General features: G+C 70.1%; 17 protein-coding genes and 1 pseudogene. 7 read left to right on the plus strand and 11 right to left on the minus strand.

What is annotated here, in order from left to right:
- Window positions 1-251: 251 nt before the first annotated feature.
- Window positions 252-866, minus strand: coding sequence for a pyroglutamyl-peptidase I (locus IEY69_RS02905; protein WP_189071630.1), 615 nt, complete (start codon window positions 864-866; stop codon window positions 252-254).
- A 42-nt stretch (window positions 867-908) separates the two neighbouring features.
- Here IEY69_RS02905 and IEY69_RS02910 point away from each other — a divergent pair, with 42 nt between their 5' ends.
- From IEY69_RS02910 to pdxH, 3 genes are all read left to right on the plus strand, one after another.
- Complete coding sequence (locus IEY69_RS02910; RefSeq protein WP_189071631.1) at window positions 909-1,367, plus strand: hypothetical protein; 459 nt, start codon at window positions 909-911, stop codon at window positions 1,365-1,367.
- Between the two features lie 63 nt (window positions 1,368-1,430).
- The gene (locus IEY69_RS02915; protein ID WP_189071632.1) at window positions 1,431-2,279 is read left to right on the plus strand and encodes a DNA-formamidopyrimidine glycosylase; all 849 of its coding nucleotides are present in this window, start codon (window positions 1,431-1,433) and stop codon (window positions 2,277-2,279) included.
- Entirely contained in the window at window positions 2,276-2,920 is a 645-nt protein-coding gene (gene pdxH, locus IEY69_RS02920) for a pyridoxamine 5'-phosphate oxidase (RefSeq protein ID WP_189071633.1), read from the plus strand. Before IEY69_RS02915 ends, pdxH begins: the two co-directional genes overlap by 4 nt.
- A 26-nt stretch (window positions 2,921-2,946) precedes the next feature.
- Here pdxH and IEY69_RS02925 read toward each other — a convergent pair whose 3' ends face one another.
- Both IEY69_RS02925 and IEY69_RS02930 read right to left on the minus strand, forming a co-directional pair.
- Window positions 2,947-4,434, minus strand: coding sequence for an ATP cone domain-containing protein (locus tag IEY69_RS02925; protein ID WP_189071634.1), 1,488 nt, complete (start codon window positions 4,432-4,434; stop codon window positions 2,947-2,949).
- Between the two features lie 88 nt (window positions 4,435-4,522).
- Entirely contained in the window at window positions 4,523-5,137 is a 615-nt protein-coding gene (locus IEY69_RS02930) for a TetR/AcrR family transcriptional regulator (protein ID WP_189071635.1), read from the minus strand.
- 179 nt (window positions 5,138-5,316) lie between these two features.
- On the opposite strand from IEY69_RS02930, the gene ppgK reads away from it, so the two are divergent.
- On the plus strand, window positions 5,317-6,165 hold the full coding sequence (gene ppgK / locus IEY69_RS02935) for a polyphosphate--glucose phosphotransferase (RefSeq protein WP_189071636.1): 849 nt from the start codon (window positions 5,317-5,319) through the stop codon (window positions 6,163-6,165).
- 43 nt (window positions 6,166-6,208) lie between these two features.
- Window positions 6,209-6,943, plus strand: coding sequence for a sporulation protein (locus IEY69_RS02940; protein WP_189071637.1), 735 nt, complete (start codon window positions 6,209-6,211; stop codon window positions 6,941-6,943).
- A 56-nt stretch (window positions 6,944-6,999) separates the two neighbouring features.
- On the opposite strand, the gene IEY69_RS02945 is transcribed toward IEY69_RS02940, so the two are convergent.
- The 8 genes and pseudogenes from IEY69_RS02945 to IEY69_RS02980 all read right to left on the minus strand — a co-directional run bounded on the left by IEY69_RS02945 (window position 7,000) and on the right by IEY69_RS02980 (window position 14,164).
- Complete coding sequence (locus IEY69_RS02945; protein WP_189071638.1) at window positions 7,000-7,749, minus strand: ABC transporter ATP-binding protein; 750 nt, start codon at window positions 7,747-7,749, stop codon at window positions 7,000-7,002.
- Complete coding sequence (locus tag IEY69_RS02950) at window positions 7,746-8,561, minus strand: ABC transporter permease (protein ID WP_189072336.1); 816 nt, start codon at window positions 8,559-8,561, stop codon at window positions 7,746-7,748. The genes IEY69_RS02945 and IEY69_RS02950 overlap by 4 nt, the downstream gene beginning before the upstream one ends.
- A gap of 39 nt (window positions 8,562-8,600) precedes the next feature.
- Window positions 8,601-9,551 carry an ABC transporter substrate-binding protein gene (locus IEY69_RS02955; protein WP_189071639.1) on the minus strand — a complete coding sequence of 317 codons (951 nt, stop codon included), beginning with the start codon at window positions 9,549-9,551 and terminating at the stop codon, window positions 8,601-8,603.
- Between the two features lie 97 nt (window positions 9,552-9,648).
- Window positions 9,649-10,815, minus strand: coding sequence for a sulfate adenylyltransferase (sat, locus tag IEY69_RS02960; protein ID WP_229783580.1), 1,167 nt, complete (start codon window positions 10,813-10,815; stop codon window positions 9,649-9,651).
- Window positions 10,816-10,917: 102 nt separating this feature from the next.
- Complete coding sequence (locus IEY69_RS02965; protein WP_189071640.1) at window positions 10,918-11,601, minus strand: phosphoadenylyl-sulfate reductase; 684 nt, start codon at window positions 11,599-11,601, stop codon at window positions 10,918-10,920.
- A pseudogene (gene cysC / locus IEY69_RS02970) lies at window positions 11,598-12,182 on the minus strand (adenylyl-sulfate kinase); the annotation flags it as partial. The gene IEY69_RS02965 and the pseudogene cysC, both read right to left, overlap by 4 nt.
- Window positions 12,131-13,702: a nitrite/sulfite reductase gene (locus IEY69_RS02975; protein ID WP_189071642.1), complete on the minus strand. Its 1,572-nt coding sequence runs from the start codon at window positions 13,700-13,702 to the stop codon at window positions 12,131-12,133. The gene IEY69_RS02975 and the pseudogene cysC, both read right to left, overlap by 52 nt.
- Window positions 13,703-13,711: 9 nt before the next feature.
- Entirely contained in the window at window positions 13,712-14,164 is a 453-nt protein-coding gene (locus IEY69_RS02980) for a DUF4395 domain-containing protein (protein WP_189071643.1), read from the minus strand.
- 119 nt (window positions 14,165-14,283) lie between these two features.
- Here IEY69_RS02980 and IEY69_RS02985 point away from each other — a divergent pair, with 119 nt between their 5' ends.
- Window positions 14,284-14,814: a phosphoribosyltransferase family protein gene (locus IEY69_RS02985; protein ID WP_189071644.1), complete on the plus strand. Its 531-nt coding sequence runs from the start codon at window positions 14,284-14,286 to the stop codon at window positions 14,812-14,814.
- A gap of 110 nt (window positions 14,815-14,924) precedes the next feature.
- On the plus strand, window positions 14,925-15,470 hold the full coding sequence (locus tag IEY69_RS02990; protein ID WP_189071645.1) for a phosphoribosyltransferase family protein: 546 nt from the start codon (window positions 14,925-14,927) through the stop codon (window positions 15,468-15,470).
- The last annotated feature ends 249 nt before the right edge of the window (window positions 15,471-15,719 follow it).

The raw sequence follows: 15,719 nt of genomic DNA on the forward strand, positions 1-15,719 counted from the left end.
CAATACTCCTGAACGAGCGGAGCGAGCACCTGACAACACCAGCGGTTGGAAGTGGAATTGAAGGGCGTGGTGTTGGCCCTTCAATGGAACTGGAAACCGCTGTGACATCGGTGCTCAGGGTGTGGTGGGTCTCCCTCGATCCGTCTGAACCGTGCAGTCCGAGCAGCTGAAAGGGCCGTGGTCGGAAGCGAAGCCAAGAGGCGGGGGCAGCTGAGAACCGTGGTGAGCCCGCCCCGGAAGCGGAGGCTGCGCTACTGGATGGCGGCGCGGGCGGCCACCTCGACCGCGCGCGTCAGTTCCGTCTGCGGCAGGTACGGCACGGGCCGCGGCTCGGCCAGCGCGACCTCCGCGTTCGCGGGGAGGTGCAGGAACCCGCAGGGCACCTCCTCCCGCCCGGAGGTTCCCAGGACGTGCAGCGCGTGGAACATGACGGTGTTGCACACGTACGTGCCTGCCGTGTCGCTGATCGCGCCGGGAACACCGGCGTCCCGCCACGCGCGCAGCATGGCGCGCAGCGGCAGCGTGCTCAGGCACGCGGCGGGAGCGTCCGGCGCGACCGGCTGATCCTGGTACTGGCGGCCCGCGTTGTCCGGAATGCGGTAGTCCATGACGTTCACCGCTACGCGCTCCAGCGTCACCTGCGGCCGCCCGCTCGCCAGGCCGGTCAGCAGCACGGCGTCCGGTGTCAGCCAGTCCAGCAGGGAATCGAGCCGCTCGCGCGCCGCGCCGGGTTCCACGGGCAGCAGCGCGCCCTCGATCACGTACCCGCCCAGCGTGCGGCCGTGCAGCGCCTGCGCCGCCAGCGCGCTGGGGTTCACGGGATGCGTGTGGAAGGGCTCGAAGCCGGTCAGCAGCAGGGTGGGCATCCCCCGCAGCGTAGCGTGCGCGGACAGCGGTACGCTGCGGGTATGCGCCGCCTTGTCCTGACCGCCCTGCTGGCCCTCACTCCATCCGCCCTGGCCGCCACGCAGTACGCCGTGCTGAAGGGCGTGACCGTGCAGGGCGGCGTCGCCACCCTGACCCTGGACTACGTGGACGTGTACGGCGACACCGACGCCGACGCCCGCCGGGTCGTCGCGCTGGGAGACTACCCGGACGCGCAGGCGTACTTCGACGCGAACCCCGGCGGGCTGTACGTGCGGAACGTCAACCCCATGCTGCGGACCCTGAAGACCGACGCGCGGACCCTCTTCCACCTGTCCTGCCTGGACCGTCCGGGCGGCGTGCAGGTGGTGCCGCTCGCGACGTTCGTGTCCGCCTGGACGGGCCGCGCCCCGCAGGGCTGCTGGCCGTTCAGCGAGAAGGTCGTCGCGCTGCATCTGAGCGGCAGCCGCGTGTTGAAGGTCGAGCAGGTGTATTTCCCCTGACGCCGGGTCACCTGAAACGAACGCCGCAGTCTGAGCGGCGGGCGGCGCCTATGCTGCGGCGGTATGCCTGAACTGCCGGAAGTGGAGACCACCCGCCGCAAGATCGAGCCGCTGCTGCTGGGCCGCACGATCCTGGAGGTGCAGCACGACGCGCCCCACAAGTACCGCGACACGCACCTCGCCGCGGGGAGGCGCGTGACCGGCCTGTCCCGGCGCGGGAAGTACCTGATGCTGCACCTCGCCGCCGCGGACGCCGCCCACGACCATGGCGTGGACGACCCGCACGACCTGGAATTCATCGTGCACCTGGGCATGACCGGTGGCTTCCGGCTGGAGGGCGGCAAGCACACCCGCGTGACCCTGCGCACCGACGCGGGGGACCTGTACTTCGACGACCCGCGCCGCTTCGGGAAGATGGCGGTCGTGCGGCCGGGCGCGTACGCGGGCATGCCCACCCTGGCCGCCATGGGCCCCGAACCCCTCTCGGACGACTTCCGGGAGGAGGACTTCGCCGCGCTGGCCGCGCAGGCAGGTGCCGTGAAACCCTGGCTGCTGTCCCAGAAACCCGTCAGCGGCGTGGGGAACATCTACGCCGACGAGAGCCTCTGGATGGCCGGACTGCACCCCGCCCAGACCCGCCTGACCCGCGACGAGGCCGGGCGGCTGTACCACGCGATCCGGGACGTGATGGGCCGCGCCGTCGAGGCCGGCGGCAGCAGCCTCGGGAAAGGGGAGGGCAACTACCGCCAGCATGACGGCCTGTCGGGCCTGTTCCAGCACGCGCACAACGTGTACGGCAAGGGCGGCGAACCCTGCCCCCGCTGCGGCACCCCCATCGAGAAGAGCGTCGTCGCGCAGCGCGGCACGCACCACTGCCCGCAGTGCCAGCCGCTGCGCCGGGACACCGAATGACCGACCTGACCGGACTGCGCCTGTCCTACACGCGCGCCGAACTGCGCCGCGCCGACCTGAACCCGGACCCGCTGGCGCAGTTCCATGGCTGGTTGCAGGAGGCCATCGAGGCGAATCTGCGCGAACCGTACGCCCTGAGCCTCGCCACCGCCGACGGGCAGGGGCGGCCCAGCGTGCGGACCGTACTGCTGCGCGGCGCGACCCCGGCGGGCCTGACGTTCTACACGAACTACGACTCGCACAAGGGACGCGACCTGAGCGGCAACCCGCAGGCGGAACTGCTGTTCCACTGGCCGGAACTGGAACGGCAGGTGCGCGCCTACGGCCCGGTGACCCGCGTCCCGGACGCGGAGAGCGACGCGTACTTCCACGCCCGACCGCGCGAGTCCCAGCTGGCCGCGCACGCCAGCGACCCGCAGAGCGCCCCCACCCCTGGCCGGGAGGCGCTGGAGGCGACCTTCGCGGCCCTGCACGAGCGCTACCCGGAGGGCAGCGAGGTGCCCCGACCCGCGTTCTGGGGCGGGTTCCGTGTACAGGTGCAGGAGTGGGAGTTCTGGCAGGGCCGCGCCAACCGCCTGCACGACCGCTTCACGTACAGGCGACAGGACGGCGGGTGGGAGGTTCAGCGGCTGATGCCCTGACTCCCCTCACCTGCTGAGCAGCGGTATCAGGGGCCGCCGAAGGTCAGGTCCGCGTGATCCTCCCCCAGCAGCGCGCGCCGCTCGGTGTCGGTCATGGCGACCATCACGCGGCGCAGCACCACGTCCACGGCCTGCTCGGCACTCTCGTCCAGCGTCAGGCCGTTCAGCAGCGGCACGTCGTACTGCCGCGCCAGCGTCTCCAGCTCGTCCTGCATGGCGCGGATCTCCCGGAAGTACCCCATGTAGCGGTGCAGGGGGCGGCTGGCGGCGGTTTCCGTATCGCGGCTCTCGAAGTGGCGGCGGTGCTCGTCCGCGTCGGGCAGCGTGACCAGCATGGGCACCACGATCGCCCCCTGGAACGCGTCCGCGCGGATGTACCCGGGGACCAGGTGCACGCCCTCCAACACCAGGCTGCTGCCCTCCTGCACACTGCGCTGCACGACGGCCGTCAGGCCCACGTTCACCTGCTGCACCTGATCCCGGAATCCCGCGATCAGCGCGGCGCGGTCCGGGTGTTCGGGGCGGGGCGCGCCGGGGGGCAGCAGGGCCTCCCAGGCGCTGAAGGTGCTGGCGTGCAACGTGGGCAGCAGCGCGGGGGAGACCATGGCGCGCATGACCTCGCGGATGGAATCGGTGCTGACCACCCGCGCGATGCCCAGGCGGTAGGCGATCTCGGCGGCCAGGAAGCTCTTGCCGGTGCCGCTCACGCCGCCCAGCAGCACGATCACCGGGCGCGGCGGGCGGCGGATGACGCGCAGCAGGCGGTAGCGGGCGCCGACGTCCGGGCCGACCTCGTCGCGCAGCAGGGACTCGACCTTCTGCCGGATCTCGTGGCGGGGAATTACGCGGTCCTCGCGGCCCCGCAGGTCCCGCTGGGTGACGCGCGCCACCTTGCGGGCCACGTCCGGCGTGACGCCCGCCGCGAGCATGCTCTGCACCAGGATGCCCTTACTGAACGGGCTGGGCGCACTGGAATCCCCGCCGAGCACGCCCAGCTTCCCGCGGTTGTGCCGCAGGTACCGGTAGGTGAGGCGCAGGTGCTCGCCGTACCGTTCGGCCAGCGCGGCTTCGGTGCGGTTGTCGATCTCCTCGGCGCTCAGGGTCGTGACGCCCTGCTGCCGCATCCGGACGTCCACGACGCTGGCGGTCGCGTAGGCGTCCTTGCCGGACAGCCCGGCGTCCTCCAGCGTGCGGGCGAGCACGCCGCGGCTGAACGGCAGGTCGCCCTTCTTGGCGGTCACGAAGATGTCCTGGAAGGCAGGGGTCTGCGCCTGCGCGGCCTGCGCGACCTCCGCGCCCGCCACGTCGCGGGCCACCTCGACCATCAGCGCCTTGAGTTCCGCCGGGCTGACCAGCGTCCGCCGCGCCAGCCGTAACTGCTGCTCCACGCGCCGGGACACGGCCGACGCGACGGGGGCCGACGCCCCGGCATTCACCAGGGATTCGACCAGCAGGCCGCGACTGAACGGGAAGGTGTGCCGGGCCGAGCCCACCCGCAGTTCCGGGTGCGTCACGCCCGCACCGGCCACAGGGAGGAGCGAGTCATCCTGGCAGTGTAATGCGTCCGGCGAAATCCGGTGTGAACAGGTGTCCGGCCAGCCGTCAGGAGCGAGGGTCCCGTTTCACCGCGCCTTCCAGCAGCAGGTTGAGGGCCAGGCGCATCTCCTCCTGCAGGGGCCGCTCGGTGCCGTACGCGCTCCAGCGCAGCGCGACCATCAGGTACGTGTCCGCGATCAGGTTGCTGATGCGCTGCAGTGACAGGTCGGTGCGCATCAGGCCCGCCTGGTGCATGGGCCGCAGGATCAGTTCGATGACCTTGCTCAGTGGCAGCGCCTGGTACGCGGTGCGGGCCCGCTCGGGGTTGGGGTTCATGACCTCGTAGGCCAGCGGGGGGAACAGGTCGCGTTCGCGGGTGTTCTCGTCGGCGAGGCGGTCCCAGATCTCGTACAGCACCGTCAGGGGCGCGGCGCCGTCGTGCAGGCGGGTCTCGGCGTGGTCCCGCAGGCGGTTCATGACCTCGCTGCCGTAGTCGAGCAGGACCGCTTCCTTGTAGGGGTAGTAGTTGAAGAACGTGCCGCGTGAGACGTTGCTGGCCCGGGCGATGTCGGTCGCGGTGGTCGTCTGGAACCCGCCGCGTTTGAACAGGTCAATGGCGACGTTGTAGATGCGGGCGCGGCGGCGCTCCTTCTGGCGTTCGCGCAGCGAGGTTGAATCCATGATTCCCCAGGGTATAGCGTTTTCAGTACAAAATTGCACCCCGTCCAATGGGGTTGTCGGGCTCCGACCGCAGCGGACCTTCATGCAGCGGTGGAGGAACGAACCGTCACCGCCCCCGGCGTGCGCCGCGATCAGCCGCCTGAGGTCCGCGCCGGAGCCGGTGCGGTACGCTGGAGCCCATGAGCGTGATCCTGGGCATCGACATCGGCGGGAGCGGCATCAAGGGCGCGCCCGTGGACACCCGCACCGGTAAACTCATGGCTGAACGCCGGCGCATCCCCACCCCGGAAGGCGCCGCGCCGGACGCCATCAGGGCGGTCGTCACCGAGCTCGTGCAGCACTTTGGACTGGACGGCCCGGTCGGCGTGACCTTCCCCGGCATCGTGCAGCGCGGCCACACCCTCTCCGCCGCGAACGTCCACCCGGACTGGGTGGGCCTGAACGCCGACGCGCTGTTCACCGAGGCGACCGGGCACGAGGTGCACCTGATCAACGACGCGGACGCCGCCGGGCTCGCCGAGGCCCGCTTCGGGGCCGGGCAGGGCGAGGACGGCACCGTGCTCGTCCTGACCTTCGGCACCGGGATCGGCAGCGCCCTGATCCACCGCGGCACCCTCATCCCGAACACCGAACTGGGCCACCTGTGGCTGCGCGACAAACACGCCGAGACCTGGGCCTCGGACCGCGCCCGCGAACGCGACGACCTGAACTGGAAGCAGTGGAGCAAACGCGCCTGCACGTACCTGCAGCACCTGGAACTGCTGTTCAGCCCGGACCTGTTCATCATCGGCGGCGGCATCAGCAAGAAGGCCGAGAAGTGGCAGGGGCACCTGAAGCTGGACCGCAGCCGCGTCGTTCCCGCCCGGCTGCTGAACGAGGCCGGGATCATCGGGGCCGCCATGATGGCCGCCGGCACCGCCCCTGACCTCGACGCTGCCCCCAGCGAAACCGCTCCCAGCGAAGACGCCCCGAAGCCCGCGAAGGCCAGACCGGCCAGGAAGGCCCCGGCCCGCCCGCGCAAGGCCTGAGAGATCCGGGAACCCACTCGGCTGCCGCACCGTATGCTGAATCATGGGATTCCTGAAGAAGATGATGGCCGCCATCGGAGTGGGCGGCGCCCGTGTCGACGCCCAGGTTCACAACCCCGCCGTGCGCATCGGCGACACCGTCACCGGGGTCGTGATCGTGCAGGGAGGCAGCCTCGACCAGCGGATCGAGCGCGTGAACCTCGGGATTGCCACCCGGTACAAGAGTGACGACAGCTACGTGTCGCACCAGCTGAGCAAGTACCCGGTGATTCCCACCTTCGAGCTGCGCGCCGGGGAACGCCGCGAGTTCCCGTTCAGCATTCCCGTCGAACCCGGCACGCCCCTCTCGCTGCCCGGCACGCAGCTGTGGCTCGCCACCGACATGGACATCGCGGGCGCGATGGACCCCGGAGATCAGGACCACCTTCAGATCCTGCCCAGCCGCGAGATGGAGGTGCTGTTCCAGGGGGCGCAGCGCCTAGGCTTCCAGCTGGGCAGCAGCGAGATCGAATACCACCACGGCCGCATCGTGCAAGAGATCAGCTTCCGCCCCCCGCACGGCCAGTACCGCATCTCCGAGGTCGAGATGATGATCTTCCCGCAGGGCGGCGGGCTGGACGTCATCCTCGAAGTGGACCGCCGCGCCACGGGCCTGTCCAGCCTGTTCACCAGCGAGTTCGAACAGCGCGGCCGCTGGCACCTGAGCGCCGCCACCCTGAGTGCCGGTCCGGACGCCGTGGCCCGCGAACTCGAGGCCCGCATCCGCGCGCTGCTGTAAGCCAACAGAGGGCCGCCCCCATCACCACACCGGGGGGCGGCCCTCTGCCGGTCCGGTTATTCGCCCAGCAGGGCCTTGAGGTCGTCCACGCTCGTCTGCGCAGCGGGCGCGTCCAGGGCCACCTGACCGCCGCGCAGGGCCACGACCCGCTGACCCAGGTGCAGCGCTTCCTCCAACTGGTGCGTGACGAACACGACCGTCACGCCCGACTGCCGCCAGAGCGTGAGCAGTTCCCCGGAGAGCGTGGTGCGGGTCGCGTGGTCCAGCGCGCTGAACGGCTCGTCCAGCAGCAGCAGGCCCGGGCGCGTGACCAGGGCGCGCGCCAGCGCCACACGCTGCCGCTGCCCGCCACTCAACTCGTGTGGGCGGCGGGATTCGAAGCCGCTCAGGTTCACCTGCCGCAGCGCCTCCAGCACGCGGGCGGACCGTTCGGCGCGCGGCACGCCCCGCAGCCCGAAGGCGACATTCCCGGCGACCGTCAGCCAGGGAAACAGCGCCGCCTCCTGCTGCACCAGCGTCAGGCGGGGGTGCGGGCCGCGCACGACCTCGCCCCCCAGCCGGATCTGGCCCGACTGGGGTTTCAGGAACCCGGCCAGCAGGCTCAGCAGGGTGCTCTTGCCGCTGCCGGACGGCCCGACCACGCACAGGAACTCACCGGCCGCGACGTCCAGCGTCAGCGGACCCACGCCGGCCGCCTGATGACGCCGGGCGGGGTAGTGGTACTTCACGCCGTCCAGGGCGAGGGGCGCGCCGCCACGTTCGGCGACCAGGGGAGCGGTGGCGGCGCGGTTCATCGTGGTGGTCATTGTGGCACCTCCAGGCCGTAGTCACGGCGGACGCGGCCTTCGGCGGCGCGCAGCAGCGAGTCGAACAGGCCACCGATCACGCCGATGATGATGATGGTTGCCAGGACCAGCGCCACGTTCGCGGTGTTCCGCCCGATTTCCAGCTGCTCGCCCAAGCTGGCCGCTCCGGCGATCAGGAGTTCCCCGCCGACTAGGGCGCGCCAGGAGAAGCTCCAGGCGGTGCGCAGCCCGGTCAGGATGCTGGGCACGCTGGCGGGCAGCAGCACCCGCAGCATCAGGCCCAGCGAGCCCGCACCCAGCGTGCGGCCCGCCACGCGCAGTGCCGGGGGAACGTTCAGCAGCGCGCCGGACACCGCCAGCGCCACCGGAATGAAGCCTTCCAGGATGACCACGAACAGCACGGCGCGTTCGTTCAGGCCCAGGAACAGGATCGCGAACGGCACGAACGCGATGCTCGGCACGCTCTGGATGCCGGTCAGGTACGCGCCCAGCGTGGTCCGCAGCGGCCGCCACGCGCCCATCAGCAGGCCCACGACAACGCCCAGCAGCACGGCGATCACGTACCCGGTCAGGACGCGGCGCAGGCTTCCGCCGATGGCGGACAGCAGCTTGCCGTCCTGCGGCCCGGTGCCCCACAGGCCGTAGCTGATCTCGGTCCACACGGCTTTCGGGCCGGGGAACACGTAGGGCGGATACAGCTTGAGCACGTCGGTGACCAGCCACCACGCGCCCAGGATGACGATCAGGCCAACGAGCTGCGTGACCAGGGTCTGCCAGCGGCTCTGGCCCCGCGCGGCGCGGGTGGGTTGCATGTCAGGGGAGAGGGTCGTCACGTCAGGTCCTTTCCGGGGTCACTTGCGGATGAACGGCGCGAGGTCCGGCGCGCTGCGGGCGTACCCGGCTTCCACGTTCAGCTTCGCGTATTCGGTCAGCGCGGCCAGGTCGAGGTTGGTCGTGAAGCGCGTCCGGGCGAAGGCCCGTTGCAGGACGCGCGGGTCGAGTTTCGTGCCCGTCGCTTTCAGCAGCTGGTTGTTCACGGCGGTCTGCGCGGCGACCGGGCTCTTGTTGATGAACGCCACGGCGTCGGTGTGCGCCTTCAGGAACGCGGCGACGAGCTGCGGGTTGGCCTGCGCGAACTTCGCGTTCACGATCACGACGGTCGTGGGGTACTTCCCGTCGCGCCAGACGGTCTTCTCGCTGCCGATGACCTTGTGCCCCTGCGCTTCCAGGGCTGCGCCCCAGGGTTCCGGGACCAGCGTGGCGTCCACGCGTTTGGCGGCGAAGGCGGCCAGCACGTCGGCGGGCGCGATGGGCGTGATCGTGACCGTCCCGCCGTCCGCCTTGGGCTTCAGGTTGTTCTCGTTCAGGATGTGGCGCAGGCTGATGTCCTGCGTGTTCCCCAGGCTGGGGACCGCGACGATCTTCCCGCCCAGATCCTTGTACGACTTGATGCCGCTGTCCTTGCGCACGACGAGCACCGCGCCCGCCTCGCTGGCTCCCGCCAGGAACTGCACGGGCATGCCGCGCCCGGCCGCGTTGATGGCCGGTCCCGGCCCCACGTAGGCGATGTCGATCTGACCGGCGGCGAACGCCTCGGTCAGGGTGGTGCCGGAGACGAACTCCCTGGCGTCGAGCTTCACCTTGCCCAGGGCTTTCTGGAAGGTGCCGCGCTCCAGGCCCACCAGGGCCGGCGCGTGCGTGAGGTTGGGGAAGAAGCCCAGGCGCACGGTCTGGGCGTCCTGGGCGGCGGCGGTGGTCAGCAGGGTCAACGTCAGCAGGGTGGGTAGGGTGAATCGGGTCATGAGCCCTCCAGTGTGGGATGCTGCATTTCAATGGGGACGGCGGGTCAGCTCATGTGACAGCCCCCGCCGTCCCTTCAGATTTCCTTCAGTTCGTGGCTTACGCCTTGTCGGCGTACGCGGCGCGGAGCACCTCGGCCACCTCGGGCCGGGTGAACTCGGCGGGCAGGTTCTCCCCGGCGCGCAGCTTCTCGCGGACCTTCGTGCCGCTCAGCACGAGGTGGTGCGAGCCGTCGTGTGGGCAGGTGCGGGGGCTGACCAGCTGCCCGCAGGAGTTGCAGTAGAAGGTGTGCTCGAACTTCAGGATCTGGATGCCCAGTTCCTCCGGCGTGTACGCGCTGAAGATCTCCTGCGCGTCGTACGTGCCGTAGTAGCTGCCGACGCCCGCGTGGTCGCGTCCCACGATGAAGTGCGTCACGCCGTAGTTGCGCCGCGACAGAGCGTGCAGGATCGCCTCGCGCGGCCCGGCGTAGCGCATGGCGGCCGGGTACACGCTCAGCAGCGTGCGGGCCTGCGGGTAGTACTTCTCCAGCAGCACCTCGTACGCCTGCACGCGGGTGGCGGCCGGCACGTCGTCGCCCTTGGTGGTCCCCACCAGCGGGTGCAGCAGCAGTCCGTCCACGAGTTCCAGCGCCACCTTCTGCAGGTACTCGTGCGCCCGGTGGATGGGGTTGCGGGTCTGGAACGCCACCGTGGAGCGCCAGCCACGCGCCTCGATCACCTCGCGCACCTCGGCCGGCGTGCGGTGGTGGCGGGGGAAGTGCCCACGGGGCACCTCGAACAGCGCGACCGGCCCGGCCAGGTTGAAGTCACCCTGCGCGTACAGCGCGGCCACGCCGGGGTGCGTCTCGTCCTCGGTGCGGTACACCTCCCGCGCCTCCCAGGCCTTGCGGGCGGTGTACGCCTCCTGCACGTCCACCCAGCCGACGTCCTGCCCGTCGAAGGTCAGGACCACGCGGCCACTCAGGTCGGCATGCGCGGCGTCAACGGGCAGCGTGATGGGGATGCTCCAGGGCGTGCCGTCCGCGAGGCGCAGCCGCTCGATGACCGAGAGGTAGTCCGCTTCCCCCACGAAGCCGGTCAGGGGGGAGTACGCGCCGGTGGCGAGCATCTCCAGGTCGGCCAGGGTGCGTTCGCTGATGCTCAGGCGCGGCAGCGCGGCGAGTTCCGCCGGGTCGAAGTCGTGTCCGGCGCGGCGCACGCCGTTGACCAGGGCGCCGCCGAGGGGGCTGGGGAGGGTGGAGGTGGTGGGGAGCAGGATCGTCATGGGTCGGACCTCTTGATGAAAAGACTCAACTATTCGGGGCAGGAAAAGCCGCTCAGGGTTCAGGCGGCGGCAGGTGTGACGGGCAAGGTCAACAGAGGCGCATCACAACTTCCCGTCCCCGGCCCACAGGCCACACTCGGTCTTGCCCTTGCCAGCCCAGCGGCCCGCGCGGGCGTCCTCACCGGGCCGCACGGCACGCGTACACGTCCAGCAGCCCACGCTCAGGAAGCCGTCCCAGTACAGCGGATTCACCGGCAGGTCCTGCTCGCGCGCATAGGTTTCCAGCCTCTCGCGCGTCCAGTGGGCCAGCGGGTTCACCTTCACCCGCGCGCCGTCCTCGACGAACGGAATGTCCGCGCGGGTGCTCGCCTGATCGCGGCTGCGGGCGTTCAGCAGCGCCGACGGGGCCCGCTCGCGCAGGTACGCCTGGAGGGGCGCGACCTTCCGCACCGCGCAGCAGGCGTCCGGGTCGGCCGCGTACAGGGCCGGGTCGGTCTGCCCGTCCTCGGGGGTCGCGCCGTCGTTCAGGGTCACGAACGTCAGTTCCGGATAGCGGGCGGCCAGCCGGTCACGGGTCGCCAGCGTCTCGGGGAAGTGGTACCCGGTGTCCACGAACACCACCTCGCCCCGGTACCCGGCCTTCACGGCCAGATCGAGCAGCACCACGCCGTTCAGGTTGAACGCGCTGGGCATCAGGACATCCGGGTGCGCCTCCAGCGTCCAGCGGATCACGTCCAGCGGGTCGCTGTCCGGCGTGAAGTCGGGTCGGGGCGAGAGGATCGTCATACCTTCAGGGCCTCCAGCAGCTGCCGCACGCCGTCCTCGACGCTGATGCGGTCCGTGCGAAGGTGCAGGTCCGGGGTCTCGGGGGCCTCGTAGGGGTCGCTGACGCCGGTGAAGTGCGGGATCTCCCCGGCGATGGCCTTCAGGTACAGGCCCTTCACGTCCCGCGCGGTCACGACGTCCAGCGGGGCGTCCACGAAGACCTCCAGTGCGTTCGGCAGGCTGTCCAGCACCTCGCGGCGCGTGTCGGCGTACGGGCTGATCGCGCTGACCAGAACCGTCACGCCGTGCCTGGCGAGCAGGCCCGCCACGAAGCCGATTCGGCGCACGTTCGTGTCCCGGTCGGCCTTCGAGAAGCCCAGGCCCTTGCTGAGGTTCTCTCGGACCGCGTCACCGTCCAGCAGTTCCACGGCCACGCCGCGCGCCAGGAGTTCCGCGTGCAGGGCGCTCGCCAGGGTGCTTTTCCCGGCGCCACTGAGGCCGGTCAGCCACACCACGCGGCCCGTCCCCACGGCCTGCTTGGCCACGGCGGTCACGCGGTGACCGCCTCGCGCGCGCCCAGCACGGCGTCCGGCGCGAAGTGCTCGTGCCCGGTGCGGTCGGCGTACTCCACGAAGCTCTCGCCCGGCTGCTTGTTCGCCTGGAACTCGGCCAGCACGGCCGCCGCGTACTCGTTCAGGCGTTCGGCGGGCACCGCGCCCTTCAGTTTCGTGCCGGTGCGCTGCGCCTGCCCGATGCTCCCGGCCAGGTGCACGTTGAAGACCTCGTGCACGGTGCCGTCCTTGTCGGTCTTGTTGGCGCCCATGAAGCCCAGGTCGGCCACCTGGTAGCGCGTGCAGGCGTTGCTGCACCCGGTCAGGTTGATCGTGAACGGCACGTCCATCGCCATCGTCAGCGGTTCGAGGTGATCGACCAGATCGGCGGTGCGGGCTTTGGTCTCGGTCAGCGCGAGGCGGCAGAACTGGTTGCCGGTGCAGGCGATGGTCGTGCCCCGGATGGTCGCCTTCGGCGCGAGTTCGATGGCGGCCAGTTCGGCACTCAGGGCCTCGACGTCTTCGGTGGCGACGTGCGGGATCACCATGTTCTGGAACGCGGTGGTGCGTAGCACGCCCTTGCCGTAGCGGTCGGCCAGATCGGCCAGCGCGCGGGCCTTGGCGGGGTCGATGCGGCCCACGGTGGTCGCCACGACCACGTAGTTCAGGCCGTCCGCCTGCGGCTGCACGCCCAGCACGTCGTTCCCGCCGAATCGCGCGACGGGCGCGGCGGGGCCGTCCTGCAATTTGCGGCCCAGGTAGTCGGTCTCGACGATCTCGCGGAACTTCTCGACGCCCAGATCCTTGATCAGGAACTTCAGGCGGCTCTTCTTGCGGTTCTGACGGTAGCCGTGGTCGCGGTACGCGGCGGTGATGGCCTGCCCGACCTCCACGACCTCCTCGGGGCGGATGAACACGCCCAGCCGCCTGGACAGGTGCGCCACGGCGCCCAGGCCGCCGCCCACCCACACGTCGAAGCCGACCTCACCGTTCACGCGGTGCGCGAGGAAGCCGATGTCGTTGATCATGTGGATGCCTTCGAGTTCCGGCACCGCCGTGATGCTCATCTTGAACTTGCGCGGCAGGTCCTGGAAATCAGGGTTCCCGGTCAGGGTGCCTTCCATGGCGTGGGCCAGGGGGCGCACGTCGATGATCTCGCGGGCGTCCAGGCCTGCCAGGGGGCTGGCGATCACGGCGCGCACGGTGTCGCCGCACGCGCCCTTGGGGTGCAGGCCCAGCGGTTCCAGCCGCTCGAAGATGCGAGGGATGTCCTGAATGGTCAGCCAGTGGAACTGGAACGCCTGACGGTCGGTGACGTCCAGGAAGCCCCGGCCGTACTCCTCGGCGATGTTCGCCACCTCGCGCATGGTCGCGCTGGAGAACTCGGCGGCGGGCACGCGGACGCGCATCATCAGGAAGCCGTCCTCCTGCGGGCGCTGCGGGTAGACTCCGGCCCACTTGAGCAGGTCGATCCGTTCGGGGTCGATGAAGCCCTGCTCGGCGTACTGGGGGATCAGGTCGAAAATCTGGAAGGGCGGAACGGCTTTTTTCAGGGCTTCGATGTCACTCATGGTCGGTCCTTAGCGCTTGAGCAGCTGGTAGCGGAGGCGGCGGTACTGGAAGTACATGACGCAGCCCACGCAGATCTTCTGGGAGAGGTTCAGGGCGGCCAGCGCGATCACGGTCACGCCCAGCACCGCCCCGACGATGGGCAGACCCGCCAGTGTAAAGCTCGCGGAGGCCAGCAGGAAGCCGCCGCCCACGCCCTGCGCGAAGTGATGCGCGCGGGGGTCCTCGTCCACGACCTCGGGCTTCAGGCCCAGGGCAGGCCCCAGCAGGCGGTACGCGGCGCGCATGGGGGAGAGGTCGGGCATGACGGCCCCGATCAGCATGGCCGCGCCCAGCACCAGCGTCAGCGCCGGGACGGTCAGGATCACGGCCAGCAGAGTCACGAAGACCACCGTGACCTGATTGAACTTCAGCGCACTCAGGTCGGTGCGCGCGGGCGTGCGGGTGGGGGCGGAGGCAATCATTGACAAAAAAGGTAAACCTTTATGGCGTACAAAACAAGTCAACTATCCAGACAGGTGCGCCACCCCCACCGGTCACCCGTCCCTCACCCCGCTCCGCGCCGCGCGTTACACTGCGTCAAGTGGACACGTTCAAGGTTCAGATCGGTCGCGTGACCCGCGACCTGCCCATCGTGCCGGTCTCCCCGGACATCAAGGTCGCCCTGTTCAACATGCTCGGCGACACCGACGTCACCGAGGAAGCCGGGCGCGAACTCGCCCGGAAGCTCCCCGCCGACATCGACGTGCTCGTCACGCCCGAAGTCAAGGCGCTGAGCCTCGCGCACGTCATCAGCCGCGAAAGCGGCAAGCCGTACATCGTCATCCGCAAGACGCAGAAGCCCTACATGGTCGACCCGGTCGCCCGCGAGGTCGTCAGCATCACCACCGGCAAACCGCAACTGCTGGTCCTCGACGGCTTCGACGTGCAGAAGATCAAGGGCCGCAAGGTCGCCATCGTGGACGACGTGGTCTCCAGCGGCGGCACCCTGCACTCCATCCGCCAGATCATCGAGGAAGTCGGCGGGGAAGTCGCGGCGGTCGTCGCCGTGTTCACCGAAGGGCAGGAACGCCCCGAGGTCACGGCTCTGGGCCACCTGCCCCTCTTCAAGTAAACGGTTAACGCAGCGTGCCCCCCTCCCCGGCAGAGGGGGGTCTGCCTTGCCGTCCGGCCGGACCGACCCCACCGCGCCCTCCGGCGGACGAACGTGCGTTAGCCTGAGCCATGACCACAGCCCCGCAGGAACTGACCGTCACCATCGGCGACGTGAGCCGCACCCTCCCCACCGTCCGCGCGGGCGGCATGGGCCGCGTGCCCCTGGTGGAATTCATCGGCGACAGCGAATTCACGAACGCCGCCGCACAGGCCATGGTCGCCCTGATCCCAGAAGGCACGGAGGTCCTGCTGACCGTCGTCACGAACGCCCTGCCCCTCACTCACGAACTGAGTGACCGTTCGGGCCTGCCGTACGTGTGCGCCCGCAAGAAACGCCGCACGTACATGCAGCAGCCCCTCATTCAGGACGTGCCCAGCATGACCCTGGGCGTCGCCGAGACCCTCTGGCTGGACGGCCCGCACGCCGAGCGCCTGAAAGGCAAACGCGTGACCATAGTGCAGGACGTCGTCGCCAGTGGCGGCACCGCGCAGGCCCTCGCCCGGCTGGTCGAGCGGGCGGGCGGCACCGTCGCCGGGTACCTCGCCGCGTTCCGCCAGGGCACGCCCCCCATGGAGGTCACGGCCCTGCAGAACCTGCCCCGCACCCTCAGCTGATACGGGATTCAAGTGACTCCACGTCGTCCGGAGTCGCCCGGTGGCCCCCGCACCCTTCCGCCCTGTCGCTCCACTGCTGCGCAGCTCTGCGAGTCTCTCCCTCTCTGCTCCGCAGCTCTTCGAGTCCCACAAGGGGAGAGGGGACAACGGAAAGCGACCACGTTGAAGGCGAGTCAATGTAGTCCCGTGTGACTCAGGGGCAAAGGGCGCGCCCCGCCGGGCTGAGCGGCGGGGCGCGCAGTTCGGCGC

The sequence above is a fragment of the Deinococcus sedimenti genome, assembly GCF_014648135.1.
In the GTDB taxonomy this organism is placed as follows: domain Bacteria; phylum Deinococcota; class Deinococci; order Deinococcales; family Deinococcaceae; genus Deinococcus; species Deinococcus sedimenti.